Source organism: Pseudonocardia sp. ICBG601 (assembly GCF_020496245.1).
Genome location: NZ_JAHLJA010000005.1, coordinates 94,801 through 119,892, shown reverse-complemented (window position 1 = coordinate 119,892; position 25,092 = coordinate 94,801). Strand labels below are relative to the sequence as shown.

Genomic DNA, 25,092 nt, shown 5'->3' with positions numbered 1-25,092 from the left:
CCCGGCCGAGCTGCGCGTCTCCCGGGCGTTCGCCGTGGTGGTCGTCGTGTGCTGCTGGTCCCGCTGCAGCTGCGGCTGCTGACCCCGCAGACCTTCGACGTCCACATCTCGCTGCCGCTGCAGCTGTCGGACCTGTCCTGGGTCACCGCCGCGTCGCCCTGTGGACGCGTTCGCTGGTGGGCGTGCGCCCCGCTGTACTACTGGGGTCTCACGCTGACCCCGCAGGCGCTGCTCACCCCGGCCACCGACTCCCCCGACTTCCCGCACGTGGCGTTCCTGCACTTCTGGGCGCTGCCACCTGCTGGTGACCTGGGCGGCGGTGTACCTGACCTGGGGTGCCGGGGTGCGGCCGAGCTGGCGCGGGATGGGCGTGACGCTGGCTGCGACGATCGCCTGGGCGGCGGTGGTGCTGCCGTTCAACCTGGCCGCGGGAACCAACTACGGCTTCCTCGCCCACAAGCCGACCAACGCCTCCGCGCTGGACCTGCTGGGGGCCGTGGCCGGTCTACCTGGTGGTCGAGTTCGTGCTGGTGGCGGTGGGGTGGGCGGTGATCACGTGGCCGTGGACGCGGCGGCAGGAGCGGGAGCGGGAGCCGGCCTGACCGGCAGCCGCCGCGCCAGCCCGTCGACGAGGTGGTCGAGCACTGCGCGGACCCGCCGGGGCGGGTCCGCCCCGTGCACGGCCAGCAGGTCCGCCGACGGCGTCGGGATGTCCGCCAGCACCTGCACCAGCTCCCCCGACACGAGAAGCGGCGCGACCTGCCACAGCGAGCGCATCACCAGCCCGCGCCCGGCCCGGCACCACGCCGTCGCGACTCGCCGTCGTTGCAGGTCATCGCGCCCGTCACGCGGACCCCGACGGCGTCGGCGTCGGTCCCGAAGCGCCAATGGGCATAGACGGTGTCGTTCTCCCGGATCACGATGCAGTCGTGTCCGCCCAGGTCGGCGGGGGGTGCGCGGGACGCCGCGGCGGCCCAGGTACGACGGGCGCCGCGCACACCACGCGCCGGTTGCGGTGCAACACCCGGGCGTGCAGCCGCGAGTCGGGCAGCGGTCCGACGCGCACCGCGAAGTCGTAGCCGGAGCCGCCGACCGCGACCGGCAGGTGCGACAGCTCCAGATCGATGCGCAGGTCCGGGTTGGCCGCCTCGAAGGTGCCGAGCAGCGGCGCGACGTGCGCCCGGCCGAACCCCATCGACGAGTGCACCGCGATCCGCCCGTGCAGCCCCGAGCGACGACGGCCGATCTCGTCCTCCAGGTCGTCGATCCGGCCCAGCACGTCGCGGGGCCCTCGGCGTAGCGGCGGCCCTCGTCGGTCAGGGTGAGACGGCGGGTGGACCGGTTGACCAGGCGGACGCCCAGGCGTCGTTCCAGGCGGGCGAGCCGCTTGCTGACCGCCGACACCGACACACCCCACTGGCGCGCCACCTCGGTCAGCGTGCCCGCGGCGGCGACCCCGGCGAAGAAGCTCAGGTCGTCGAACTCGGGCAGCTCCACGCCTGCTCCTTTCCCCTGCGGAAAGACTGTCCGGCCCGGACGACGGTTCACCGCGCCCGGTTCGCCGATCAGGATAGAAGCAACCGAGTCGAGGAGGACATGACATGACCGCGCACCGCATCGCCGTCATCCCGGGCGACGGGATCGGCAAGGAGGTCGTCCCGGAGGGCGTCCGTGTGCTGACCGCGGCCGCGGAGCGGTTCGGGATCGGGCTGGAGTTCACCGAGTTCGGCTTCGCGAGCGCCGACCACTGGCTCGAGCACGGCACGATGCTGCCCGAGGACTGGTTCGAGCAGCTGCCGGCTTCGACGCGTTGTTCTTCGGCGCCGTCGGGTGGCCGGAGGTGCTGCCCGACCACGTGTCGCTGTGGGGCAGCCTGCTGCAGTTCCGGCGTCACTTCGACCAGTACGTCAACCTGCGCCCGGCCCGGCTGCTGCCCGGCGTCGCCGCCCCGCTCGCCGGCCGCGCCACGGCGACATCGACATGCTGATCGTCCGGGAGAACACCGAGGGCGAGTACTCGTCGGTGGGCGGGCGGATGTTCGAGGGCACCGACCGCGAGGTCGTGATCCAGGAGACCGTCATGACCCGCATCGGGTCGACCGGATCCTGCGCTACGCCTTCGAGCTCGCGCGGCGGCACCCGAACCGGCACCTGACCTCGGCGACGAAGTCCAACGGCATCGCGATCACCATGCCCTACTGGGACGAGCGGGTCGCGGCGATGGCGGCGCAGTACCCCGACGTCGACGTCGACTCCTCCCACATCGACATCCTCGCGGCGCGGTTCGTGATGAGCCGGACGGTTCGACGTCGTGGTCGCCAGCAACCTGTTCGGCGACATCCTGTCCGACCTCGGCCGGCCTGCACCGGGACGATCGGCATCGCGCCGAGCGCGAACATCAACCCGGAGCGGGAGTTCCCGAGCCTGTTCGAGCCGGTGCACGGGTCCGCACCGGACATCGCCGGGAAGGGCGTCGCGAACCCTGTCGGCCAGATCTGGTGCGGGGTCGATGATGCTGGAGCACCTCGGCGAGCACGAGGCGGCGGCGGCCGGTGCTGGCGCGGTCGAGGACGTCGTCGGGCGGGGCGGCGCGACCGTCACCCCGGACCTGGGCGGCACCGCGACGACCGCCGAGCTGGGCGCGGCGATCGCCGAGGTCGTGCGGGATGAGCCCGTCCGGCCCCGGCTGCGCGCGCCCCGGCGACCGGGCGGCGCGGCTCAGCCTGCGAGGAGTGCGACCAGGCGACGGGCCGCGTCGGGCGGCAGCCTGCGACGGCCGCGCAGGTGCCGGAACACCGGCGCGAGCACCGGGTCGGCCAGCAGCTCGGCCCGCGGCACCGGCCGTCCGACCGGCACGACGACGCCCGCCGCGTGCCGTCCGCCGGGGTGCGGCTCGGCGGGACCGGTGAACGCGAACAGCGCCGTCACGCCGCCGCCCGGCCCGGTGCGGTAGACCACGGCCCGGTCGCCCGGCGCGGTCCCGGCCAGGCAGCAGGGCTCCTGGGGCGGGTCGGCGACCTCGTCGGCGTCCCAGAGCAGGACGGTGTCCGGCAGCGCGGCGGTCGGGTCGCACGGGGTCGGTCGGCACGGGATCCGGTCCTACCCCAGTCCGCGGGGGTCCGGCGCGATGAGCCCACGAACCCTGCTGCCCGCCCCGTTCACCGCCCGCACGGTCGACGACGCGGCGGGGACGACGCGGTGCACACCGTCGTCGGCGGATCCGGGCCGCCGCTGCTGCTCCTGCACGGCTACCCGCAGACCCACGCGATCTGGCACCGGGTCGCCCCGTTGCTCGCCGACCGGTTCACCGTCGTCGCGACCGATCTGCGCGGCTACGGCGACAGCGCCAAACCCGCCCCGGGCCCTGACGACGCCGCCTACGCCAAGCGCGCCATGCCGCCGACCAGCTCGCCGTCATGCGGGTGCTCGGGTTCGACCGGTTCGCCGTCGCCGGGCACGACCGCGGCGGACGGGTCGCGCACCGGCTGGCCCTGGACGCGCCGGACGCGGTGTCGGCGCTGGCGGTGCTCGACATCGTCCCGACCCGGCACGCGTTCGACACCGCCGACGCCACCTCGGGCTGGGCTACTGGCACTGGTTCTTCCTGACCGCCCCGGCCGGGATCCCGGAGCGCCTCATCGCGGGCGACCCGGAGTTCTGGGTCACCGCCCGGATGCGGTCGCGCCACCACGGCGGCACCCCGTTCGACGAGCGTGCCGTCGCCGAGTACGTCCGCTGCTTCGCCGACCCGGCCGCGATCGCCGCGTCGTGCGCCGACTACCGGGCCGCCGCCGGGATCGACCGCGTCGACGACGAGGCCGACGCGGGCCGGCGGGTCACCGCACCGCTGTTGGCCCTGTGGGGCGCGCCACTCCTTCGTCGGGCGGTCCTACGACGTGCCCGCGGTGTGGGCCGGCTACGCCCCGGACGGCCCTGGACGCCGACCACTACCTCCCCGAGGAGCGGCCGGAGGAGGTGGCGCGCGAGCTCGCCGGCGTTCCTGACCCGGTGACCGGTGCGGGGGTCAGTCCGTGATCCGGTACTGCGCGATCTTCCGGTAGAGCGTCGACCGGGCCACGCCCAGCACCGCGGCCGCCCGGCCCGGTTCCCGTCGGTGTCCGCAGCGCGGCGACGATCGCGTCCCGCTCGGCCCGGTCCACCGCCCGCAGCGTCGCGGACGGCGCGCTCTGGCAGGACTCGGGCAGGTCGGTCGCCTCGATCACACCGACCGGACGCCGGCCCAGGGCCGCGGTCAGCGCGTCGCGCAGCTCGGTCACGTTCCCCGGCCACGGGTGCCTGCTCACCGTCCGCAGCGCCCCGGCGGACAGCCGCACGTCGCGGCCGGGCGCGAGCTCGGCGAGCAGCGCGGCGACCAGACGGGGAGGTCTCCGGGGCGGCCGCGCAGCGGCGGGACCGGCACCGACACCCGGAACCGGGCCAGTACGGCGTCGCGGACGGAGTCGGGGACGGCGGCGTCCGCGCGGGTACCGGCGATCGGCAGGTCCCCGCGCGCGACGGCGGGCGGCACACCGGCGTCGCGCCGGTCGAGGTCGCGCAGCAGCACCAGCACCCGCTCCCGGCCCGCCGACGCGGTCGTCGAGGTCGGCGCCGTCGTCGTCCGGCCGACCTCGACGACCGGGCCGGGCCAGGAGTCGGTGACCAGCCGCGCCCGCCCGGCGCCGGGCTCGCCGGTGACCAGCAGCGGTGCCCCCGCCCCCAGCGCCGCGACGACGGCGGCCTGCGCCGTCCGCCAGGCCGGGCTCAGCCCGTCGGCGGCGGACCGGGGGGTCACCGGACCGGTCCGGTGGGGTCGCCGCCGTCGGGCTCGCGCAGCAGCGTCACCACCGCCACCAGGCCGGCGACCGACCCGCCCGCCGGTACGACCGCGCCGCGCAGCCGCGCCCGCGTCCCCGACGGCAGCTCCACCCGGTCGTCGACGCCGGGGCCGCGCAGCAGCAGGAACCGGGCGTGGTCGGTGAGCGCGGCGTGGTCGTCCGCGTCGAGCAACGTCTGCATCGCGGTGTTCGCCAGCACCGTGCGGCGCCCGACGGCGAGCACCGCCCGCCGGGTGCGGGACTCGGTGCGGGCGTAGGCGTCGAACAGGGCCTGCTGGGCGGGGTCGCGGTCGTGCAGCAGGCGTCGGAGATGCGGGCGGCCGCGGAGCGCACCAGCGACAGCAGCAGCGGCGAGGAGTGCTCCGCGCGGCAGGACAGGTCCAGCACCGCCTCGACCCGCCCGGTCGACGGGTCGCGCACGGGGGCGCCGGCGCACGCGTAGTCGTGCAGCTGCTCGACGAAGTGCTCGGCGCCGACGATGTGCACCGGCCGGCCGGACTCCAGCACGGTCCCGACCCCGTTGGTCCCGACCGCGCCATCGGCGTAGCCGAAGCCCGCGGCGAACGCGTTGACGTCCGCGGACCGCGCGATCACCGCGTCGGTGTCGAGGCGCACCAGCAGCCGGGCACGGTCGTCGGTGAGCGCGACGCACACCCCGATCCCGGCGACCTGCTCGGCCAGCTGCTCCATGACCGGGCGCGCGCACCGGACCAGCCGGGAACCGGTGTCGAGGTCGGGGTGGAAGCGGTTCGCGATCGTCGCGGGGTCCACCCCACCCGCGATGCTGCGCCGCCAGGACGCGACGACGTGACCGGGCACGCCGGGCGGTGCGGCGTCGGGCCGGTCGAGCAGCTCGGCCCGAGCGGACACGAGCTCGCGACGGCGTGCGAGCAGATCCCCCATCGACGCACCTCTCTGTGCTCGTCATCACATGATGCGGCACCGGTCAACACCCCCCGGTGTCCGAAGTTCGGACACCCGGGGACCGGGCCGGCCGCCCTAGCGTCGAGAGACCGCCGTCACACCTGCACCCGGAGGACCCATGGCCGCCACGACCAGCGAGCACGTCGACGTCCTGATCGTCGGGGCCGGGGTGTCCGGCATCGGCGCCGCCCACCGGCTCCGCGAGGAGTTCCCGGACCGGAGCTTCGTGCTGCTGGAGGCCCAGGACGCCCCCGGTGGGACCTGGTGGACCCACCGCTTCCCCGGGGCCCGCTCCGACAGCGACCTGTTCACCTACGGCTACCGGCACAAGCCGTGGACGGGGCCGTCGATCGCCGCGGGCGCAGAGATCCTGGCCTACCTCGACGAGGTCATCGATGAGGACGACCTGGCCGGGCACATCCGGTACCACCACCGTGTCACCGCGCTGAGCTGGTCGTCGGCGGAGAACCGGTGGACCGCGGAGGTGACGCGCACCGACACCGGCGAGACCCTGTCGATGACCGCGTCGTTCCTGTGGATGTGCCAGGGCTACTACAACCACGACGAGCCCTACACCCCGCAGTGGCCCGGCCTCGAGCAGTACGCGGGGACCGTCGTGCACCCGCAGTCCTGGCCGTCGGACCTCGACGTCACGGGCAAGAAGGTGCTGGTCATCGGGTCCGGCGCCACCGCGGCGACGGTCGTCCCGGCGACGGCGGCGACCGCCGAGCACGTGACGATGCTGCAGCGCTCGCCGTCGTACTGGTTCCCCGCGCCGACCGTGCACGACCTCGCGACGATGCTGGAGCCCCTCGACCTGCCCGCCGAGTGGACCCACGAGATCCTGCGCCGCACCTACGTCCAGCAGCTCGACTGGCTGGCCACCACCGGCCGCGACGACCCGGACGCGCTGCACGAGTTCCTGATCGAGTCGATCCGGCCACTGCTCCCCGAGGGCACCGACATCGAGAAGCACTTCGTCCCCCGCTACCGCCCCTGGCAGCAGCGCATCGCGTTCGTACCCGACGGCGACTTCTTCGCCGCGATGCGCGAGGGGAAGGCGTCGGTCGTCACCGACACCATCGCCCGGTTCACCGAGAAGGGCGTCGAGCTGGACTCCGGGGAGGTCATCGAGGCCGACGTCGTCGTCACCGCGACCGGGTTCGACCTGGCCGTGTTCGGCGACATCCCCTTCACCGTCGACGGCGAGCCGGTCGACTTCACCCGCCACGTCACCTGGCGCGGGCTGATGATCGAGGGCATCCCGAACATGGCCTACGCCTTCGGCTACTTCCGGCACAGCTGGACGCTGCGGATCGACCTGGTCAACGACCTGATCGGCCGCATCCTCGCGCGCATGGACGAGCGCGGCCACCAGGTCGTCGTCCCCACCGTCGCACCGCAGGACGCCGACATGCCGCGCCTGCCGTGGGTCTCGGAGGAGAACTTCAACCCCGGCTACATCGGGCGGTCCGCGCACCGGATGTTCGGCCAGGGCGACCGCGAACCGTGGACCCACATGCACGAGCACGACGTCGACCGGGTCGAGCTGCCGAAGGCCGACCTCGACGACGGCCTCCAGTACCGCTGAGCACCGCCGACCCCGACCGCACACCCCCGAGGAGACCCACCGTGCCCCGCATCACCGTGTCCACCGGCGTCGAGCTGCACTACGAGACCGCAGGCGACGGCGACCCGCTGCTCATGATCATGGGGACGTCCGGCGCGATCCCGCTCTGGGGCGAGCTCGCGCACCGGCTGGCCCAGACCCACCGGGTCATCACCTTCGACAACCGGGGGCTGGGCGGCAGCGACCGCGGGTCCGGGCCGATCACGGTCGGGTCGATGGCCGCCGACACCTCCGCGCTGCTCGACGCCCTGGAGATCCCGCGCGCGCACCTGCTCGGCTGGTCGCTGGGCTCGGCCGTCGCGCAGGAGATCGCGCTGGCCCGCCCCGGGCAGGTCGCCTCGCAGGTCCTCTACGGCACCTGGGGCCGCACCGACGGCTTCCAGCGCGCGGTGCTGAGCGCGCTGCGCCTGCCCTACGTGCACCGCGACATGGAGTCCGCGCTGACCGCGTCGGGGCTCGCGTTCTCCCCGCAGGCGCTCGACGACCCGAACGTGGGCGCGCTGCTGGAGGCGCTGCTGCCGGCGTTCCCGCAGGACGAGGCACAGATGCAGGTGACCGTCGAGCAGTGGGACGCCGACCTCGGCCACGACACCCTCGACCGGCTGGACGCGATCACGGCACCGACGCTGGTCGCGGTGGGCGAGCAGGACCTGCTGACCCCGCCATGGCAGTCCCGTGCGGTGGCCGAGCGCATCCCGGGCGCCCGCTTCGAGCTGGTGACCGGGCCGGGGTCCAGCCACTGCATGCACCTGGAGCGGCCCGAGGACCTGACGAAGCTGGTCACCGGGTTCCTCGGCGAACAGCGGATCTGAGCGGAGCGGCCGGGCGGGCCTCCCCGCCCGGCCGGCCCTCAGGACTCGCGGTGCGCCTTCGGGGACCGCCCGAACCGGGTCCGGAAGGCCCGGCTGAACGCCGCCGGGTCCGGCATGCCCCATCGGGCGCCGATCGCGCCGACCCCGACGTGCGCGAGCTCGGGGCGGCGCAGGTCGGCCCAGGCGCCCTGGAGCCGTTCCTCCCGGATCGCCCCGGCCACCGTGGTCCCCTCCTCGGCGAACAGCTTGTGCAGGTAGCTGACCGAGATCGCACAGGCGGCCGCCACCCCGGCGGGGTCGAGGTCCCGGTCGGCGATGTGCTCGCGGATGAACCCGCGGGCCCGGGTGACGTGCAGGTTCTCCGGGGCGGCCGCCGGTACGGTGCTGCGCACCAGCGCGACGAACACGTCCCCGATGGTGCGGGCGACGGCCTCCTGGGCGGCCTCGGGCACGTCGTCGCCGATCGCGCGGTTCAGCGACGACAGCAGCGGCGGGAGCATCGCGCCGATGCCGCGACGGCCGTCGAAGGTGATCGCGGTGACGGCGGCGGTCTCGGCGGCCGACAGCGGCAGGGCGCCCTTCGGGTGCAGGCAGACCTGGTACTCGAAGCAGTCCGAGGTGACGAAGGTGAACGGCCGGCTGCTGTCGTAGATCACGAACTCGCCGGGGCCGATCACCGCCTCCCGCCCGTCCTGGACGACCAGGGTGCGTCCACGGCGGGCGAGCGCGATCTGGAGGAAGTCCTCGTCTGCGGAACGAACTTGCCGTACAGTCCTGTCGAAGCGGTGCGGAACCGAGGCTATCCGCCGCAGGTGAGTACCCGCGACGGACGCCGCCGTCACTCGTCCGGAGACCAGGCCGCCGGTGGAGGGCCTGACGTCGAGGGGCACGAACTGGTCGCAGACCGTCGAGCGCCAGAAGTCCAACCGGTCGGTCTCGGCCACGGTGGTGGTGTCGAGCGTGACCAAAGCCATACCCGAGCATCGCACGCGCACGTCACGATCGTGTAGCTCCGATGTGAGGAACGCGTTCCGCGGCGCGTGCCCGGACCCCTTCCTCCGTGCAGAACCCGGCCCCGGAGCGCTTGAGACAGAGCAGGCCCAGCAGCCGGCCCCGGTCGTCGACGACGGCCAGGCGCCGCCGGCCGGCCGCGGCCATCGCGCCCCGTACGGACTCGGCGTCGGCGGCCGGGGCGACGGTCCGGCCGGAGAGCCCACCGAGCCAGCGCACCGGCGCGGCGGCGGGGCGCCCCTCCAGGTCGGCCCGCTCGACGACGGTGAGCAGCACCCCCCGGTCGACGACGAGCAGCGCGTGCACGTGTCCGTCGCGCAGGGCCTCGCGTGCCTGGTGCACCGTGGTGGTGCGCCCGCAGGTCTTCGGGCAGCCGATCATCGCCCGCCCGACCGTGCCCGGCGACCACCCGCCGCCGGGCCCCGCGGCCGGGGCGCTCATGCCGCGGCGCTCGAGTGGCCGGGCACGACCGGCAGGGCCGGTCGCACCAGCGGGACGAGGTTGTTGACCGCCAGCGCGGCCTCGCCGAACCCGACCGAGATGAGCCGGACCTTGCCCTCGAAGTCGGTGATGTCCCCGGCCGCGAACACCCGCGGCAGCGTCGTGCGCATGGACCGGTCGACGGCGACGTGGCGCCGGCTCATCCCGATCCCCCAGCTCGACAGCGCGGCCAGGTCGGCCTTGAAGCCGAGCGCGGCCACGAGCTCGTCGACCTCCAGCGTCTCGACGCCGTCCGGGCCGGCGACGTCGACCTCGGCCACCCGGTCGTCGCCGCGGACGTCGGCGACCTCGTAGGGGGTCAGGATCCGCACCGAGGAGGCACGCAGCTCGGTGACACTGCGCTCGTGCGCGCGGAAGGCGTCGCGCCGGTGCACCAGGGTGACCGACGCGGCCAGCGGCTCCAGGCACAGCGCCCAGTCCACCGCGGAGTCCCCGCCGCCGACGATCAGCACGTCCCTGCCGGTCAGCTCGGCCGGGCGCGGCACGGCGTAGCGCAGCCCGCGTCCGACGTAGTCGCCGCCCGCGGGCAGCGGGCGCGGGGTGAACCGGCCCATCCCGCCGGTGACCAGCAACGCGCCCGCCCGGATCCGCACGCCGCGGTCGGTGGTGACCGCGACGCCGTCGTCGAACTGCTCCAGCCCGACGGCGTCGTGCCCGAGCAGGTAGGTCGGTTCGGCCAGGGCCGCCTGCTCGATCAGGGAGTCGACCAGGTCCTGGGCGCGGACCCGGGGAAAGCCGGCGACGTCGAACACCGGCTTCTCCGGGTAGAGCACCGACATCTGCCCGCCGAGCTGGTCCAGGGCGTCGACCACGACCACCGACAGCCCGCGGAAGCCGGCGTAGTAGGTGGCGTAGAGCCCGGTCGGTCCGGCACCGACGACGACCAGGTCCGCGCTGAGCTCGCCGCTCACCGGGGCTTCCGCGCAGCGACGATCGGGTGGTCGCCGTCGGCGGGGTCGGCGTCCTCGCCTCCGCCGGAGAAGCCCTGCTCGCGCACGAACAGCGCGTTCGCCTCGACGAAGTCGAGCTGTTCGGCGGGCATCTTGTGCTCCCAGTGGATGGCCTCGCTGGGGCAGGCGGGCATGCACTTGCCGCAGTCGACGCACTCGTCGGGATGGATGTACATCATCCGCTCCCCCGGGTAGATGCAGTCGACCGGGCACTCCTCCATGCAGGCACGGTCCTGCACGTCGATGCAGGCTTCGGTGACGACGTAGGCCACGGGGTCTTTCCTCCGATGTGGACGGTGGTGGCAGGTGGGTGGGCGGCCCGGCCGGAGAGGGGGGCTCCGGCCGGGCCGCGTGGCTCAGGCGGTCTCGACCTCGACGAGGGTGTCGGAGAACGTGGGCGCGTTGCCCAGGTCGCCGAACACCGTCGGGTTGACGGCGGCCAGGGTGGAACCCGCCTTGGAGTTCTTCCGCCAGCCGCCCATCGGGCTGACGACCACGCCGGGGGACACGGTGTCCTGCAGCGAGGCGAGGACGGTGAACTCACCGCGGTCGTTGAACACCCGCACCGGGGACCCGTCGGTGATGCCGCGGGCGGCGGCGTCGTCCGGGTGCACGATCAGGGTGTGCTCGTTCGCGACGCGGCGGTGGAACTCGTGGCTGCCGAAGCTGGAGTTCACGAACGCGTGCGACTTGGGCGTGAGCAGGTTCAGCGGGTAGCGCGCCGCCAGCTCCGGGTCCGCCGCGGCGGACTCGCGCGGCGGGATGTAGTGCGGCAGCGGGTCGACCGGCTCGCCGGGCTGGTGGTCGTTGGAGCCCTGCCGGAACAGCGGGACGACGAAGTTCCCGCCCGCCGCGGCGGAGGAGACGAACTCGACCTTGCCCGACGGCGTCGGGAAACCGCCCTCCGCGTGCGGGGCGTAGGCGTCCGGGGCGGGGACGTTGAGCCGCTGCCAGCCCTGCTCCTTCAGCGACTCGACGGTGATCCCCTCCATGTGCGGGTGGGACCAGTCGAACGCCTCGGCGATCATCTCGGCGTCGGTGCGGCGGAAGACCGGGTCGTCGAAGCCCATCGCGGCCGCGATCCGGCGGAACATCTCGGTGTTCGGGACGGCCTCGCCGAGCGGCTCGATCGACTGGTGGTTGTAGGTCACGTAGAGGTGGCCCCAGGAGAACATGATGTCGTCCTGCTCGAGCTGCGTCGTGGCCGGCAGGACGATGTCGGCGTACTCCGCGGTGTCGGTCATGAACTGCTCCGACACGACCGTGAACAGGTCCTCGCGCTGCAGACCCGCGATCAACCGGTCCTGGTCGGGGGTGGTGACGACCGGGTTGGAGTTGTAGACGAACAGGCCCTTGATCGGCGGCCCGGCCGGCAGGTCACCGGACAGCGCGGCACCGAGCCGGTACTGGTTGATGACGCGGGTGCCCGGGGTCAGCATCTCCGGGTGCATGAAGGCGCCCCAGTTGACCGGGAACGCCCACAGCGGCAGCTGCAGGATCCCACCGCCGGGCTTGCGCCAGGCGCCGACGAGGCCGGGCAGGCAGGACAGCGCGCGCACGGTCTGGCCGCCGCCCGCGTGCCGCTCGACGGCGACGCCGATCCGGATCACCGACGGCTGGGCGCCGACGTACTCGCGGGCCAGCGTGCGGATGGTCTCGGCGGGCACGCCGGCCTCGGACTCGGCCCACTCGGGGGTGTAGCGGGACACGCGCTCGGCGAACTCGTCGTAGCCGACGGTGTGGTTCGCGATGTAGTCGTCGTCGGTCAGTCCCTCGGCGATGATCACGTTCGCCATGGCCAGGGCGAGAGCGCCGTCGGTGCCGGGGCGGATCGCGATGTGCTGGTCGGCGGCGGCCGCGGTGCGGGTGCGGACCGGGTCGACGACGACGACCTTCGCCCCGTTCTTCTTCGCCTTCGCGATGTAGGGCCACAGGTGCAGGTTGGTGCTCATGATGTTGCACGCCCACACCAGGATGAACTTGGAGTGCACGAGGCTCTCCGGGTCCACGCCGGCGGTGTCGCCGATGGTCATGGCGTAGGCGGTGCAGGAGCCGGAGTCGCAGTAGGTGCGCTCGGCGACGGTGGCGCCCAGCTTGGCGAAGAACGGGTCGCCGACGTTCAGGCCGTTGAGGATGCCCTGGGTGCCCAGGTAGCTCACCGGCATGATGGCCTCGGGGCCGTGCTCGTCGGCGATCGCCCGGAACCGGGTCGCGATCTCGGTGACGGCGTCGTCCCAGCTGATCCGCTCGAAGCGGCCGCTGCCCTTCGGTCCGGTCCGGCGCATCGGGAACAGCACGCGGCCCGGGTCGTAGACCCGGTCCAGGTAGTTGTTGACCTTCACGCACAGACCGCCGTTGGTGTACGGGTGGTCCGGGTCGCCGACGACCGAGGTGGCCTTCCCCTCGCCGTCGACGGTCACCAGCATCGCGCAGGTGTCCGGGCAGTCCTGCGGACAGGCGGCCTTGACCACCTTCTCCGTCACGGTGGTCGCCGGGGCCTCGTGCGTCGCGGTCATGGATGCTCCTCGCCTCGTGGTGGGATGGCGTCGCCCACGAGACTGGCCGCCCGACGACCTGCGGTCTTGGCCCGGGGAGCACACCCGTTGTCCCGGGGAGCACAACCGCGCTCCCCGGGTACGGGGCTGCGGAGCAGGTGGCTCAGGAGTAGGTGTAGAAGCCGCGCCCCGCCTTCTTGCCGAGCAGCCCGGCGTCGACCATGCGGGCCAGCAGCGGCGGCGGCGCGTACAGCGGCTCCTTGAACTCCGCGTACATCGACTCGGCGACGGCCTGCACGGTGTCCAGGCCGATCAGGTCGGACAGCGCGAGCGGGCCCTGCGGGTGTGCGCAGCCGCGGACCAGTCCCTCGTCGATGTCCTCGGCGGTGGCGAAGCCGGACTCCATCATCCGGATCGCCGACAGCAGGAACGGCACCAGCAGCGCGTTGACGACGAACCCGGCGCGGTCCTGGCAGTCGATCGCCTTCTTGCCGAGCCCCTCCTCGACGAAGGTGCGGGCGGCGGCGAGCGTGTCGTCGGCGGTCATCAGGCTCGGGACGAGCTCGACCAGCGACAACACCGGCACCGGGTTGAAGAAGTGGATGCCGACGACCTTCTCCGGCCGCTTCGTCGCCACCGCCAGCTTCATGATCGGGATGGACGACGTGTTCGACGCCAGCACCGCGCCGGTGTCGGTGACGAGCCGGTCCAGCTCCCGGAAGACGCCGGTCTTGAGGGCCTCGTCCTCGGCGATCGCCTCGACGACGAGCTCCCGGTCGGCCAGCGCGTCCAGGCCCTCGATCACCTCGATGCGGGCCAGGACCTCCTCCGCCGAGTCGATCCGGCCGCGCTTCTCCGCCCGGGCCAGCGACGACTCCAGCCGCGCTCGGCCGGCCTCCACGGCGGCGGCGGAGGTCTCCACGACCCGCACGCCGTACCCGGCCCGTGCCGCGACCTCCGCGATCCCGGATCCCATCTGGCCGCAGCCGACGACGCCTACGCGCTCCATGAGCACCTCGTTCCCTCGCACGCGTCCCGGGATCTCCGGGACACCGACGGTCGACGACCTCCGTCGTCGTCGGACCGTGCACAACCCTGCCCGCAGGGCGTGTCCGGGCGCACGCGGGGCGTCGGCTCAGCGGCGGTCGGCGGGCGTCCCGACCGTCCGCGGCACGTCACCGCGGCCGACGGCGGGCAGCTGCACGGTGGCGTCGTCCACCGGGGCCGCGGGAGCGGCGGGCCCGGTCGGGAGCGCGGGTCCGGCAGACGCCGCGGGGGCTGCGGGGTCCGCGGGATCTACAGGGCCGGGTCCGGAGCCGGCCGGGCGCGGCCCGCGGGGAGCCCCGCCCCCGCGCAGGCTCCGCACCACGCCGAGCTCGGCAGCGAACCGTCCGCGCAGTACGACCAGCGTCCCGAGCGTGGCGATCCCGCCGGCCAGGGCGGCGACGGCGAGGGTGACCAGGTCGATCCCGAGCGGGCGGACCAGCGTCGCGACGCCCCAGGTCGCCGCGACGGTCAGCACCAGCGCCGGGACGTGCTTGAGGTACATCCGCAGGACCGCGCCCATCAGGCCGGGTGAGACCCGTGCGGAGAACTGCAGCATCACCAGGAAGTGGATCACGATGGCGAGCGAGGCCCCCGCCGCGACGCCGACCAGGCCCCACAGCAGCCCACCCGTCACGGTCAGCACGACGACGTAGCCGGCGTAGAGCCACTGCCGCCAGGCCGCCCGGTAGACCGCGCCGGTGGCCCGGGTCAGCGAGGTGCTGATCTTGTAGGAGGTGCGCGGCAGCAGCACCAGCGCGAACAGCTGCACGAGCGGCACGACGGCGTCCCACTGGTCGCCGAGCAGCACGTGCACGACTTCGGGCGCGAGCACGCACAGCAGGACCGCGGCCGGGACGGTGACCAGCGCGACGAGGCTGGCGCTGCGGACGTAGGCGGCGCGCAGCCGGGGGCCGTCGTCGCGGACCCGGGCCATAGCCGGGAACAGCGCCTTGTCCGCGGCACCGCCGATGATGTTGGCCGGCTCGGAGAGCAGGTTGTAGGCACGGCCGTAGACACCGAGCGGGCCGGTGCCCAGGGCGTTGGCGACGACGAGCTTGTCGGCGTTGAGCGCGAACCAGTTGCCGAGCTGGGCCAGGGAGAAACCGGTGCCGTAGCCGAGCAGCGGACGCAGCCGGGCCCAGCTCGCGGCAGGGCCCTCGGGCCGGAACCGGGGACGGGTCAGCACGAGGTAGCCGACGCACTTGGCGACGGCGGCGGCGATCTCGCCGTAGGCGAGCGCGGTGGCACCGAACCCGGCCGCGGCCAACGCCACGCTCACCCCGATCAGCGCCGGCCCGGCCGCGACGAGGTCGACGGTGGCCATCGAGCGGAACCGCAGGTCGCGTTGCAGCAGTCCGAGCGGCGTCGCGGCGGCACCTGCGAACAACAGCGCCACCGACAGCAGCGGCAGCAGCCCGGAGTCGGCGGGCAGCCCGACGAGCGGGCTGAGCACCGGAGAGCCGGCCGCGAGCACGGCCGCGAACACCGCGGCGACCAGCACCGAGAACCAGAACGCGGCCGTCACGTCGCGGTCGTCGAGACGTTCGCGGTGCACCAGCGACGCGGCGACGCCGAGCTGGGTCACCAGCTGGGTCAGCCCGACGACGAGCAGCGCGGCCGCGGCGGCACCGAACTCGTCCGGGGTCAGCAGCCGGGCGAGCGCGACGGTGGCGCCGATCTGCAGGACCGCCTGGCCGACGGTGCCGGTGAACGCCCAGGCGAAGCCGCGCGCGGTCCGTGTCGTGAGCGAGGGTCCGCCCGTCGCCCGGTCCGGCGACGACGGCGGGCCGTCCGGCGGCGGTGGGTCGGCCGGGACGGGCCGCAGGGGCCGGGTCGGGTCGTCGGGCAGGTCGCCGCCGGGTCCGGTCACGCGGGTCCTCCGGTCGTCGGGGCGGGTCGGCGCGTCGGAGGGCGCGCCGTCAGTGCCGCTTCCCGCGGAGTGCGGGATGCAACCGGCCGACGGTACCGAGCGCGCTGTACCAGGCGAGCTGGGTGGCCCCGCTGTGCGCGGCGTCGCCGCGACGGGGCTCGGCGAGCAGCCGGGCGCGGTTCATCCCGGAGATCGCCGGATGGAACACCGAGTTCCCGACGCCGCGGGTCAGCACCAGGTCGGGCAGTCCCTCCACCGACGCGCGGTACTCCGCGGGCACGCCGCGCAGGCTCCAGCAGTCCGACCACGACGGCGGCTCGCCCGGGTAGTCGAGGACGAACTCCAGGTCGAGGACCTTCAGCCCGGCGCGCTCGTCCCACACCAGGTTGTGCGGGGACAGGTCGAGCACGAAACGGCCACGCTCGTGCAGGTCGCGGCAGAACCGCAGCAGCGTCCGCACGACCTCCGGGCGCAGCTGGGCGAGCTCACCCGGCAGCCGGCGCACGACGTGCCGGCCGGTGTCGCCGTAGAACGGGGTGAGCAGCCAGTTCTCCCCGCGCTCGAGCAGCTCCGGGACCTCCGGGAGGTCACCGAGCTCGAGGCGGGCACGCAGCTCGCGCTCGAACGCCTCGTGCGCCCCGGGCCGGAACACCTTGCACACCGACGGCCCGTGCACCGGGTGGCGGACCAGAGCGACGCGGGCGCGGAACCCGGGCGAGGTGCCGCCGAGCATCCGCACGACCGGGAAGGGCATCGCGCACCGGCGGCCGAGATCGGCGACCGGGCCGGCGATGCGGTGCAGGATCCCCGGGTCCCCGAGCGCGTCGAGCAGGGCGAGGGCGTGCTCCGGCGACGACGATGCCTGCACCGGCAGGTAGTGCTCGCGCGGCGGGACGCGGCGCAGCACCCGCTTCTCGGTGTAGTCGAGGACGGCGGCGACCCGGTCCTGGGTGGCCCGCACCCCGGAGGTGCCGACCGGGGCGACCACGTCGCAGGCGACCACGAGCGCGTACGGCGCGCCGGCCGGGACCGGCCGGGCGGGCGGTGCGGGCACCTGGCCCCGGACCCGGGTGACCTGCTGGTCGTCGAGGACGACGACGTCGAGGATCTCCAGCCCACGGGCCACGCCCGCGACGGCCTCGTCGAGCAGCGGAGCGGACCACGAACACGGCCAGGCCGCGCCACCGGTCACCGGTGTCCGGACCGGTCGGACGGACCTGTTCCAGGGTCATCGAGGCGCTCCAGCCGGTTGCGTCATGGGCTAATCCTAGGGCGAACTTGAACAAACCGTTAACCCGACCGGTCATCCGGTTGTCCCCGGGATGGCGGTTTCACCACATCGGGTGAGGGTGTCGCCATCACTCCACTGCGCCGCCCGTGTCGCTCGAACGGGTTCCGGACTACGTTCGCCGGGTGTGAGCGACAGTCACCCCGGCGCCGGCCTCGACGACCTCGACGACGACCTCGCCAACCTCGACGACCTCGCCGACCTGTACCGCGACCTCCACCGCCATCCCGAGCTCTCCTTCGCCGAGACCCGCACCGCGGGGATCGCCGCGGAACGGCTGCGCCGGTACGGCTACGAGGTGACCGAGGGCGTGGGGCGGACCGGCGTCGTCGGCGTGCTGCGCAACGGCGACGGCCCCACCGCGCTGCTGCGCGCCGACATGGACGCACTGCCCGTCGCCGAGGACACCGGCCTCGACTACGCCAGCACCGTCCGGGCCGTCGGCCGCGACGGCGAGGAGACCGCCGTCGCGCACGCCTGCGGGCACGACATGCACGTGACCTGCCTGGTCGGTGCCGCCGCCGAGCTCGCCGCGGCCCGCGACACCTGGCGGGGCACGCTGCTCGTGGTGTTCCAACCCGCCGAGGAGTTCGGCGCCGGGGCCGACGCGATGCTCGACGACGGCCTCTACGACCGGTTCGGCACCCCCGACGTCGTGCTCGGCCAGCACGTCGCGCCGCTGCCCGCCGGGCTCCTCGCCGTCGCCGCCGGGCCGGCCTTCGCGGGCAGCGACAGCCTGCGGATCACCCTGCACGGCGTGGGCGGGCACGGGGCTCGCCCGGAGACCACCGTCGACCCGGTGCTGCTCGCCGCCGCGACGACGCTGCGGCTGCACACCGTCGTGCCGCGCGAGATCGCCGCGACCGAGACCGCGGTGCTCAGCGTCGGGATGCTGCGGGCGGGCACCAAGGAGAACGTCATCCCCGACTCCGCCGAGCTGGGGCTGACCGTGCGCTCGTACACCCCGTCGGTGCGCGGGCGGGTGCTCGCCGGGATCGAGCGGACCGTGCGCGGCGAGGCCGCGGCCTCCGGGGCACCGAGGGACCCCGAGGTCCGGCTGCTGGAGTCGTTCCCGCCGGTGGTCAACGACGCCGACGCGGCGGAACGCACCCGGGCCGCGCTGGCCACGGTCACCCCGCTCCCGGTCGTCGACCCGGGGCCGGTGACCGGGAGCGAGGACGTCGGGCGGTTCGCCGTCGCCGCCGGGGTCCCGTGCGTGTTCTGGCTGCTCGGCGGGGCCGACCCGGGCGCGTTCGAGGGTGCGGCCGGCGTCGCGGAGATCCGGGAACGGAGCGCGTCGCTGCCGTCGAACCACTCCCCCCGCTACGCGCCGGTGATCGAGCCGACGTTGTCGGTCGGGGTCGCGGCGCTGGTCGCGGCGGCGCGGGAGTGGCTGCCGGCGGGCTGAGGCGGCGGCTCAGAGCGCGGGGGCCCGCAGCGCGTGCACCGCGACCCGGGCGGCGGCGCCGATCGCGGCGTCCGCGCGCGGCACGGTGGTGTCGCTGCGGGCGGAGTGGGTGAACACGGCGACGGCGACCGGGTGCTCGCCCGGGTAGGTCACGACCCCGACGTCGTTGCGCACCGCGCCGACCGTGCCCGTCTTGCCCGCCACCTGCGTCGGTGCGGGGAATCCGGCACGCAGCCGGTGCGGCCAGATCTGGGCCCCGAGCAGCCGGCGGGCGAACGCCGTCGACGCCTCCGACGCGAGCTCGCCCCGCCACAGCAGCGCGAGCAGCGCGGTGACGTCCGCGGCGGTGGTCGCCGACCCGTAGACCGGGCTGAGCGCGCGGACCTCGACCGGGACGTCGTTGTCGGCGAGCACCCCGAAGGCCGCGGCGACGTCGTCGGTACCGGTGTCGGCGAGCAGGTCGGCGAACACGTCGTCGGTGCCGCCGCGAATGCGGGTCCCGGACAGGCCCAGCTCGGCGGGCAGCGCGGCGACCCGGTCCCGGCCGACCCGGCTGTGCACGACGTCGGCCGCGGCGTTGTCCGAGGCCGTCACCATCGACGTGACCAGGTCCCGCCAGCTCATCGTCACCGGGTCGACGAGCGCGGAGATGCCGGTGAGCCCTGGCGTGCGCGGCACCGGGACGACGACAGGCTCCCGCGGGTCGACCGTGCCCGCGTCGACCTCCCGGCAGTAGGCGACCAGCACGAACAGCTTGTAGACCGACGCCATCACGACAGGGGCGTGGGCGCCGGCGTCGACGTCGCGGTCGGAGTGGTGCGGGCCGTCCCCGGAGACCGGGCGGGCGTGCAGCCAGCCGCGCACCCCGGCGTCGCGGAACACCGCGCGGACCTCGTCGGCGGGGCTCACCCGGGCTCCCGCAGTGCCGCGACGAGCGCGTCGACGACGCCCTCCGGTGTCCCGGTGCGGTGCACCACCCGGACCCGGAACGGCACCGGCTCCCCCGCCGCCGATCGGCGGGCGTCGCCCTCGGCGCCCAGGCCGGGATCGGGGGTGAGCGCGAACGCGGCACCCGTCGCGACCAGCGCGAGTGCCTCCGACGGCGACGCGGCCCCGGCCGCGGTGACCGGGCAGCCACGGATGTCGAGGGTGTCGAGCAGCAGGTCGTGGGCGGCCGGGGCGTGCGCCCGCGGCGTGGTCGCGAGCTCCAGGCCGCGCAGCGTCCGCAGCACGACCGGCCCGGGCCCCGCCGCGGCCGGGTGTCCGGCGGGCAGCAACAACGTGGTCGGCAACGCCACGACCGGACCGGCGCGCGCGGACTCCAGCACCGCCGGGTGCGCGACGACGGCGACGTCGAGCGTCCCGTCCGACACCGCGTCGACCAGGGCCACCGTGGTGGCGACGGTGGGCGCGACCCGCAGCCCGGTCACCGCCGCCGCGCGGGCAGCCAGCCGTGCGGTCGCGGCCGGGCCGAGGTCGGCGACGGCCCCGAGCCGCAGCACCCGGGCGGCCTCGGCGTGTCGGACGGCGGCCAGGACGAGCGCATCGGCGTCCTCCAGCAGCGCACGGGCGCGGGGCAGCAGGTCGCGCCCGGCCGCCGTCGGCGCGACGCCACCGGGTCCGCGGTCGAACAGCACCACCCCGAGTCGGGTCTCGAGCCGGCGCAGTCCCTGCGACAGCGGCGGCTGCGCCATGCCGAGCCGGGCGGCCGCGCGGCCGAAGTGCCGTTCCTCGGCGACGGCGACGAAGAAGCTCAGGTGCCGTAGCAGGTCCACCGGCCTCGCCTCATATCGAACGGGTATCACACGCGCAGCTCGATCGTATTCGCGCTATCGCCGCGGATCGACCACGGTGCGCCCATGACGATCTCACGTCGCTCCCTGCTCCTCGCCGGCGCAGCACTCGGCGGCACCGCGCTGACCGGTTGTGCACCGCCCGCACCCGCTCCTCCCGCAGCCGCTCCGCCGGCCCCGGACACCGGGACCGCGCCGATCCCCGCGATTGCCGACGTCGAGCGCACCTACGCCCGCACGATCGGGGTGCACGTGCTCGACACCGGCACCGGCCGAAGCGCCGGGCACCGCGGCGGCGACCGCTTCCTGATGTGCTCGGTGACCAAGGCGCTCATGGCCGGATTCACGCTGCACCGCTCGCTGTCCGACCCCGGCCTGCTCGACCGCCCGGTCCGCTACGGACGCGCGGACCTGCTGGAGTACGCGCCCGTCACCACCCGGAACCTCGCGACCGGGATGACGGTGGCCCAGCTGTGCGAGGCCGCCATCACCGTCTCGGACAACACCGCCCACAACCTGCTGCTGCGCGAGGTCGGCTCCCCCGCCGAGCTGACCGCCTGGCTCCGCACCACCGGCGACACGGTCACCCGCTCCGACCGCGCGGAGACCGCGCTGAACGACCGCGACGGCGAGCGCGACACCTCGACCCCGGCCGCGCTGGCGTCCACGCTGCGCACCCTCGTCCTCGGCGACGCACTCCCGGCCCCACAGCGCGACCGGCTGGCCGGCTGGCTGCGCGCGAACACCACCGGCGACCGGCAGATCCGCGCGGCGGTCCCGGCGGGCTGGGGCGTGGGCGACAAGACCGGCTCCGGACCGCGCGGGGAGCGCAACGACTCCGGGGTGCTCTACCCGCCGGACGGCGCACCGCTGGTCCTGACGGTGTTCACCGTCCCGGCCGACCCGGCCGACGAGCAGCGCGGGGAGGCCGCCGTCGCCGCCGCGGCCCGCGCCGCCGTCGCCGCGCTGCGCGGCTGATCCGACGGCGCACCCGACCCGACCGGACACCGAGGTCCGGCCGGGGGGCGGGAGCGGGGGCGCCGGTCAGATCCGGGCGAGCACCGCCCGCAGGATCGCGACCTGGCCGATCGGGCTGGGGTGCAGGCCGTCGTCCTCCCAGAAGTCGGGCCGCACCGGCATCCCGGACAGGTCGACCGCATCCGGGTCGACCTCCAGGACCGTCGCGACGAGCTCGGGGACGTCGGCCGGGTCCCACCACTCGCCGGTGAGCTCGCGGGTGGCGGCCACCCGACGGGGGTCGACCGGCGGCGGGACGACGAACCGCACCCGGGCGCCGCTCTCGGTCTCCAGCAGCAGGCGCAGCGCCCGCAGGTTCCGTGCCGTCTCGCTGATCGACACCATCCGGATCCCGGTGGTCGTGCCCTCCCGGCGGATGTCGTTCGTGCCCAGCATGACCAGCACCCGGGTCGGCACCCGGGAGACCAGGACCGGGCCGAGCGCGAGCGCCTCGGAGCTGGTCCGGCCGGACAGCGCGAGCACCTCGACCGTCGTCTCCGGTTCGACCATCGGGACCAGCTCGGCGAGCAGCCGTGCCCAGCTCAGCCGGTCGGCGGACAGCGAGTCGCCGACGACCACGACCCGCTCTCCCGGACGCAGCCCCATCCGGTGCAGCCCGTCGGCGACCGGCGGCTCGTTCCGCAGTGCCCGCGCCGCGGACCGGACCCGTGCGGCGAGCCCGGCACGAACCCCGGCGACGGCCGACGGGTCCAGGCCCGCGGTCGTCGCGAGCAGCCGGTCGATCGACTCCTCCTGCACCCCGAGCGCCGCGAACGCCGGCCAGGCGGTCAGGTCGGCGAACCGGATCAGCCGGCCCATCAGGTCCTCGTCCACGTCGCCTCCCTCTCCGGGCCCGCTCCACCGGGTCCGGAGACAGGATCATCGCCCACCCCCACCGGTCCGCCGCGCACGGCTCCGGGACCGCCGGCGCGGGGGCCCGTGCGACGGACGGCGGACGGCGGACGCGACGGGTGACCGAGAGGTGCCGTCACCGGCCCGCCACCTCCGCGCCCACTGCGGATCACCCATCCGACGGGCACGCAATGTGATTCACACCACTCATCTGAGAGGTGTGCCGCAACAGACGCCCAGGTCGGGGGTGCAAGTGAGGCGGCCCGCACCGCCGGTCAGGCGAGCCTCTGTTGCCTGGCGCGCGTCACGCGACCCCGACAACCTGAGCGCCATGACCACGGCTCAGGACATGCCCCAGGTTCAGCAGTGCGCCGCCACCAGCTGCTCCTACAACTCCGACTCCAGCTGCGGTGCGGGGGCGATCACGATCTCCGGTGAGCACGCCCACTGCGGCACCTTCGTCGAGATCTCGTTCCGCGGCGGCAGCGGCAACGGTCTCGTCGGTGCCTGTCACCGCTCGGACTGTCGGTTCAACGAGAAGCTCGAGTGCACCGCGTCGTCGGTGAACATCGGCGCGGGCGCCGACGCCGCCGACTGCCTCACCTACGAGGCCAAGTAGGCCAGCTCCTCCATCCGGACCTCGCCGCGCTCGTCGACGCGCAACGCGCCGTCGGCGACGGCGAGGGCCGCGACGGGGTCGATGTCGTCGACGAGGACGGCGACCCCGTCCGCGGCGACCGCCCGCAGTGCGAAGAGCACCGTGCTGCGGTCGTGCGCGTCGAGGCTGTCGGTCAGGCGGTCGGCGAGGACCATCGCGGTCGGACCCCGCCGGACCGCCTCCACCGACGCCAGCCGGTCGGCCGCCGACTCGGTCGCCCGCGCGCCGAGCCTGCGCACCACGGCATCGTGCCCGTCCGCGCACCGACCACTCGCGTCGTCGAGCCGGTTCATCGTGCGGCGACGCTGCACCGACGGTCCGAGCAGCACCGTGATGCTGCCGGTCGGCAGACGCAGAGACATGGAAGCCCTCCCTCACCGGTACTGAGGCGAGGCTAACCGATGATCTCGGTCAGGTGAAGGCCTTGCGGTAGGTCTCGCGCAGCTCGCGCTTGAGGATCTTGCCGCTGGGGTTGCGCGGCAACGCCTCCACGACGTCGACCGAGCGGGGCCGCTTGAAGCCCGCGATCCGTGGGCGCAACCACTCGATGAGCGCCTGCGGATCGACCGTCGTCCCCGGCCGCGGCACGACGACGGCCTTCACCGCCTCGCCCCAGCGCTCGTCGGGCACCCCGATCACCGCGACGTCGGCGACGTCGGGATGCTCGGACAGCACGTTCTCCACCTCGATCGGGTACACGTTCTCCGCGCCGGTGACGATCATGTCCTTGATCCGGTCGGTGAGGAACAGGTATCCCTCGGCGTCGAGGTAGCCACCGTCGCCGGTGCGCAGCGTGGCGTCGTCGCCGAGTGCGGCCGCGGTGTCCTCGGGCCGGTTCCAGTAGCCGGCAGTGACCTGGTCGGAGCGGATCCGCACCTCCCCCACCTCGCCCGGGCCCAGTACGCGACCGGTCGCCGGGTCGACGATCGTCAGCTCGACCCACGGGTAGGGCCGCCCGGCCGAGCGCATGAGGTGTGCCCGCGGGCCGTCCGGGTCGTGGTCGGCCGGATCGAGCTGGGTGATCGCACCGGTGGTCTCGGTCGCACCGTAGACCTGGAACAGCGGCGCCCGGAAGGTCTCGACGACCGCACGCAACGCGCCGACCGTGATCGGCGAGGCGCCGTAGGCGATCGACCGCAGCGCCGACCAGTCCCGGTCGGCGGCACCGGGCACCGCGGACAGCATCTGCAGCACGGCGGGGACGAGGAAGGCGTTCGTGACACGCTCGTCGGTCATCGTGTCGAGCAGCGGGCCGGGGACGATGTCGGCGACCAGCACACAACGCGCGCCGGCCGCCAGGCACACCAGCGCGTAGCCGACCCCGCCGATGTGGAACAGCGGCATCGCGACCAGCGCCGACGACGTGTGGTCGATCGACCAGTGCCCGGCGGCGAGTAGCAGCGCGCTGAACTGCCGGTGCGCGAGCAGCACCCCCTTGGGCAGGCCGGTGGTGCCGGACGTGTAGAGCTGCAGCACCGTGTCGTCCGGGCCGGATCCGGCAGGCGGCGACGACGGCAGGACGGTGGTCGCGGCATCGCGCCAGGCCGCGTGGTCCTCCCCCACGACGACGACCGGCCGCTCTCCGAACGCCGCGCGCAGCCCGGCGAAGTCCGGGCCGAGCACCACCAGCCCGGCGCGGGCGTCGTCGACCAGTGCCAGCAGGTCGGCCTCGGTGAGCCGGGTGTTGAGCGGGACCGACACGGCGCCGATCCGCGGGGCGGCGAAGAGCAGCTCCAGGAACTCCGGCCGGTTCTTCCCGATCCACACGACGCGGTCCCCCGCACCGAGACCGAGGTCGCGCAGTGCCGCCGCGGTCCGCCCGGCCCGCTGCTCCAGCTCGCCGTAGGTCGTGGCGACGCCGTCGACCGACAGCGCGACGAGGTCCGCGCGGGCCGGATCGGCCAGGATGTCGGTGAGCCGGAAGTCCTCGGCAGAGCTCTGACCTGGCACGTCGTTCTCCCTCGGTCGTCGGTGACGCAGGTTCGACAGAATCGTATATGAT

Annotated in this window: 28 protein-coding genes and 5 pseudogenes; 11 read left to right on the top strand and 22 right to left on the bottom strand. The window is 74.4% G+C overall.

Translation table 11 applies throughout. The features are described 5' to 3' along the window. Positions 1 to 552: pseudogene (locus KPL57_RS71770) on the top strand (hypothetical protein); the annotation flags it as partial. Here the strand turns inward: KPL57_RS71770 and KPL57_RS05785 are convergent. The 4 genes and pseudogenes from KPL57_RS05785 to KPL57_RS05770 all read right to left on the bottom strand — a co-directional run. After that, positions 553 to 780, bottom strand: coding sequence for a hypothetical protein (locus KPL57_RS05785; RefSeq protein WP_226350803.1), 228 nt, complete (start codon positions 778 to 780; stop codon positions 553 to 555). It lies immediately after the preceding pseudogene. Next, positions 777 to 920: a hypothetical protein gene (locus KPL57_RS05780; protein ID WP_226350786.1), complete on the bottom strand. Its 144-nt coding sequence runs from the start codon at positions 918 to 920 to the stop codon at positions 777 to 779. Before KPL57_RS05780 ends, KPL57_RS05785 begins: the two co-directional genes overlap by 4 nt. Beyond that, complete coding sequence (locus KPL57_RS05775; protein ID WP_226350785.1) at positions 917 to 1,279, bottom strand: LysR substrate-binding domain-containing protein; 363 nt, start codon at positions 1,277 to 1,279, stop codon at positions 917 to 919. The genes KPL57_RS05780 and KPL57_RS05775 overlap by 4 nt, the downstream gene beginning before the upstream one ends. Before the next feature lie 35 nt (positions 1,280 to 1,314). Further along, positions 1,315 to 1,497 (bottom strand): annotated as a pseudogene (locus tag KPL57_RS05770) (LysR family transcriptional regulator); the annotation flags it as partial. A 104-nt stretch (positions 1,498 to 1,601) separates the two neighbouring features. Here KPL57_RS05770 and KPL57_RS05765 point away from each other — a divergent pair. Together KPL57_RS05765 and KPL57_RS71765 are read left to right on the top strand one after the other, a co-directional pair. After that, positions 1,602 to 2,438 (top strand): annotated as a pseudogene (locus tag KPL57_RS05765) (isocitrate/isopropylmalate family dehydrogenase); the annotation flags it as partial. Next, a pseudogene (locus KPL57_RS71765) lies at positions 2,326 to 2,589 on the top strand (tartrate dehydrogenase); the annotation flags it as partial. The pseudogenes KPL57_RS05765 and KPL57_RS71765, both read left to right, overlap by 113 nt. 128 nt (positions 2,590 to 2,717) lie before the next feature. Here the strand turns inward: KPL57_RS71765 and KPL57_RS05760 are convergent. Together KPL57_RS05760 and KPL57_RS05755 are read right to left on the bottom strand one after the other, a co-directional pair. Continuing rightward, positions 2,718 to 2,957 carry a hypothetical protein gene (locus KPL57_RS05760; RefSeq protein WP_226350802.1) on the bottom strand — a complete coding sequence of 80 codons (240 nt, stop codon included), beginning with the start codon at positions 2,955 to 2,957 and terminating at the stop codon, positions 2,718 to 2,720. A gap of 141 nt (positions 2,958 to 3,098) precedes the next feature. Continuing rightward, positions 3,099 to 3,263: a hypothetical protein gene (locus tag KPL57_RS05755; protein ID WP_226350801.1), complete on the bottom strand. Its 165-nt coding sequence runs from the start codon at positions 3,261 to 3,263 to the stop codon at positions 3,099 to 3,101. Between KPL57_RS05755 and KPL57_RS65930 the strand changes: the two are divergent. From KPL57_RS65930 to KPL57_RS05745, 3 genes and pseudogenes are all read left to right on the top strand, one after another. Then, positions 3,231 to 3,299: pseudogene (locus KPL57_RS65930) on the top strand (hypothetical protein); the annotation flags it as partial. The gene KPL57_RS05755 and the pseudogene KPL57_RS65930 overlap by 33 nt on opposite strands. 116 nt (positions 3,300 to 3,415) lie before the next feature. Further along, on the top strand, positions 3,416 to 3,607 hold the full coding sequence (locus KPL57_RS65925) for an alpha/beta fold hydrolase (RefSeq protein ID WP_264197773.1): 192 nt from the start codon (positions 3,416 to 3,418) through the stop codon (positions 3,605 to 3,607). Between the two features lie 65 nt (positions 3,608 to 3,672). Further along, positions 3,673 to 4,011: a hypothetical protein gene (locus KPL57_RS05745; protein ID WP_226350784.1), complete on the top strand. Its 339-nt coding sequence runs from the start codon at positions 3,673 to 3,675 to the stop codon at positions 4,009 to 4,011. A gap of 12 nt (positions 4,012 to 4,023) precedes the next feature. On the opposite strand, the gene KPL57_RS05740 is transcribed toward KPL57_RS05745, so the two are convergent. From KPL57_RS05740 to KPL57_RS05730, 3 genes are all read right to left on the bottom strand, one after another. Further along, complete coding sequence (locus KPL57_RS05740) at positions 4,024 to 4,077, bottom strand: hypothetical protein (RefSeq protein ID WP_308252788.1); 54 nt, start codon at positions 4,075 to 4,077, stop codon at positions 4,024 to 4,026. Between the two features lie 222 nt (positions 4,078 to 4,299). Next, positions 4,300 to 4,791: a hypothetical protein gene (locus KPL57_RS05735; protein WP_226350783.1), complete on the bottom strand. Its 492-nt coding sequence runs from the start codon at positions 4,789 to 4,791 to the stop codon at positions 4,300 to 4,302. A gap of 46 nt (positions 4,792 to 4,837) precedes the next feature. Beyond that, positions 4,838 to 5,737: a GAF domain-containing protein gene (locus KPL57_RS05730; RefSeq protein ID WP_226350782.1), complete on the bottom strand. Its 900-nt coding sequence runs from the start codon at positions 5,735 to 5,737 to the stop codon at positions 4,838 to 4,840. Positions 5,738 to 5,876: 139 nt separating this feature from the next. Here KPL57_RS05730 and KPL57_RS05725 point away from each other — a divergent pair, with 139 nt between their 5' ends. Both KPL57_RS05725 and KPL57_RS05720 read left to right on the top strand, forming a co-directional pair. After that, a complete protein-coding gene (locus KPL57_RS05725; RefSeq protein ID WP_020622148.1) occupies positions 5,877 to 7,349 on the top strand; it encodes an NAD(P)/FAD-dependent oxidoreductase in 1,473 nt (490 codons plus the stop codon). A 41-nt stretch (positions 7,350 to 7,390) separates the two neighbouring features. After that, entirely contained in the window at positions 7,391 to 8,200 is an 810-nt protein-coding gene (locus tag KPL57_RS05720) for an alpha/beta fold hydrolase (RefSeq protein WP_020622147.1), read from the top strand. A gap of 38 nt (positions 8,201 to 8,238) precedes the next feature. On the opposite strand, the gene KPL57_RS05715 is transcribed toward KPL57_RS05720, so the two are convergent. The 8 genes from KPL57_RS05715 to KPL57_RS05680 all read right to left on the bottom strand — a co-directional run bounded on the left by KPL57_RS05715 (position 8,239) and on the right by KPL57_RS05680 (position 17,266). Continuing rightward, positions 8,239 to 9,174 (bottom strand): helix-turn-helix domain-containing protein, encoded by a 936-nt coding sequence (locus tag KPL57_RS05715; protein WP_075308544.1) that lies wholly within the window; start codon positions 9,172 to 9,174, stop codon positions 8,239 to 8,241. 22 nt (positions 9,175 to 9,196) lie between these two features. Further along, on the bottom strand, positions 9,197 to 9,652 hold the full coding sequence (locus tag KPL57_RS05710; RefSeq protein ID WP_226350781.1) for a CBS domain-containing protein: 456 nt from the start codon (positions 9,650 to 9,652) through the stop codon (positions 9,197 to 9,199). Beyond that, positions 9,649 to 10,623: an NAD(P)/FAD-dependent oxidoreductase gene (locus tag KPL57_RS05705; protein WP_226350780.1), complete on the bottom strand. Its 975-nt coding sequence runs from the start codon at positions 10,621 to 10,623 to the stop codon at positions 9,649 to 9,651. The genes KPL57_RS05710 and KPL57_RS05705 overlap by 4 nt, the downstream gene beginning before the upstream one ends. Further along, positions 10,620 to 10,934, bottom strand: coding sequence for a ferredoxin (gene fdxA / locus KPL57_RS05700; protein WP_060713408.1), 315 nt, complete (start codon positions 10,932 to 10,934; stop codon positions 10,620 to 10,622). The genes KPL57_RS05705 and fdxA overlap by 4 nt, the downstream gene beginning before the upstream one ends. Positions 10,935 to 11,018: 84 nt before the next feature. Then, entirely contained in the window at positions 11,019 to 13,178 is a 2,160-nt protein-coding gene (locus KPL57_RS05695) for a molybdopterin-dependent oxidoreductase (protein ID WP_226350779.1), read from the bottom strand. A gap of 142 nt (positions 13,179 to 13,320) precedes the next feature. Then, positions 13,321 to 14,166, bottom strand: coding sequence for a 3-hydroxybutyryl-CoA dehydrogenase (locus KPL57_RS05690; protein WP_020626597.1), 846 nt, complete (start codon positions 14,164 to 14,166; stop codon positions 13,321 to 13,323). A 126-nt stretch (positions 14,167 to 14,292) separates the two neighbouring features. Then, positions 14,293 to 16,074 carry a lipopolysaccharide biosynthesis protein gene (locus tag KPL57_RS05685; RefSeq protein WP_226350778.1) on the bottom strand — a complete coding sequence of 594 codons (1,782 nt, stop codon included), beginning with the start codon at positions 16,072 to 16,074 and terminating at the stop codon, positions 14,293 to 14,295. Between the two features lie 49 nt (positions 16,075 to 16,123). After that, positions 16,124 to 17,266 carry a hypothetical protein gene (locus KPL57_RS05680; protein WP_226350777.1) on the bottom strand — a complete coding sequence of 381 codons (1,143 nt, stop codon included), beginning with the start codon at positions 17,264 to 17,266 and terminating at the stop codon, positions 16,124 to 16,126. Positions 17,267 to 17,489: 223 nt separating this feature from the next. Here KPL57_RS05680 and KPL57_RS05675 point away from each other — a divergent pair, with 223 nt between their 5' ends. After that, positions 17,490 to 18,770, top strand: coding sequence for an amidohydrolase (locus KPL57_RS05675; RefSeq protein ID WP_374111629.1), 1,281 nt, complete (start codon positions 17,490 to 17,492; stop codon positions 18,768 to 18,770). Between the two features lie 9 nt (positions 18,771 to 18,779). Here the strand turns inward: KPL57_RS05675 and KPL57_RS05670 are convergent, their stop codons facing one another. Both KPL57_RS05670 and KPL57_RS05665 read right to left on the bottom strand, forming a co-directional pair. After that, on the bottom strand, positions 18,780 to 19,679 hold the full coding sequence (locus KPL57_RS05670) for a serine hydrolase (RefSeq protein ID WP_226350776.1): 900 nt from the start codon (positions 19,677 to 19,679) through the stop codon (positions 18,780 to 18,782). After that, positions 19,676 to 20,545, bottom strand: coding sequence for a LysR family transcriptional regulator (locus KPL57_RS05665; protein WP_308252785.1), 870 nt, complete (start codon positions 20,543 to 20,545; stop codon positions 19,676 to 19,678). Before KPL57_RS05665 ends, KPL57_RS05670 begins: the two co-directional genes overlap by 4 nt. Before the next feature lie 84 nt (positions 20,546 to 20,629). Between KPL57_RS05665 and bla the strand changes: the two genes are divergently transcribed. Beyond that, the gene (gene bla / locus KPL57_RS05655; protein ID WP_226350775.1) at positions 20,630 to 21,541 is read left to right on the top strand and encodes a class A beta-lactamase; all 912 of its coding nucleotides are present in this window, start codon (positions 20,630 to 20,632) and stop codon (positions 21,539 to 21,541) included. 66 nt (positions 21,542 to 21,607) lie between these two features. On the opposite strand, the gene KPL57_RS05650 is transcribed toward bla, so the two are convergent. After that, positions 21,608 to 22,414, bottom strand: a complete 807-nt coding sequence (locus tag KPL57_RS05650; RefSeq protein ID WP_020624910.1) for an SGNH/GDSL hydrolase family protein — start codon at positions 22,412 to 22,414, stop codon at positions 21,608 to 21,610. Between the two features lie 349 nt (positions 22,415 to 22,763). Here KPL57_RS05650 and KPL57_RS05645 point away from each other — a divergent pair, with 349 nt between their 5' ends. Then, positions 22,764 to 23,051: a DUF1540 domain-containing protein gene (locus KPL57_RS05645; RefSeq protein WP_043279421.1), complete on the top strand. Its 288-nt coding sequence runs from the start codon at positions 22,764 to 22,766 to the stop codon at positions 23,049 to 23,051. Here the strand turns inward: KPL57_RS05645 and KPL57_RS05640 are convergent. After that, the gene (locus KPL57_RS05640; protein ID WP_226350774.1) at positions 23,036 to 23,452 is read right to left on the bottom strand and encodes a hypothetical protein; all 417 of its coding nucleotides are present in this window, start codon (positions 23,450 to 23,452) and stop codon (positions 23,036 to 23,038) included. The genes KPL57_RS05645 and KPL57_RS05640 overlap by 16 nt on opposite strands. A gap of 49 nt (positions 23,453 to 23,501) precedes the next feature. Further along, entirely contained in the window at positions 23,502 to 25,040 is a 1,539-nt protein-coding gene (locus KPL57_RS05635) for a long-chain-fatty-acid--CoA ligase (RefSeq protein ID WP_226350773.1), read from the bottom strand. Positions 25,041 to 25,092: the final 52 nt, after the last annotated feature.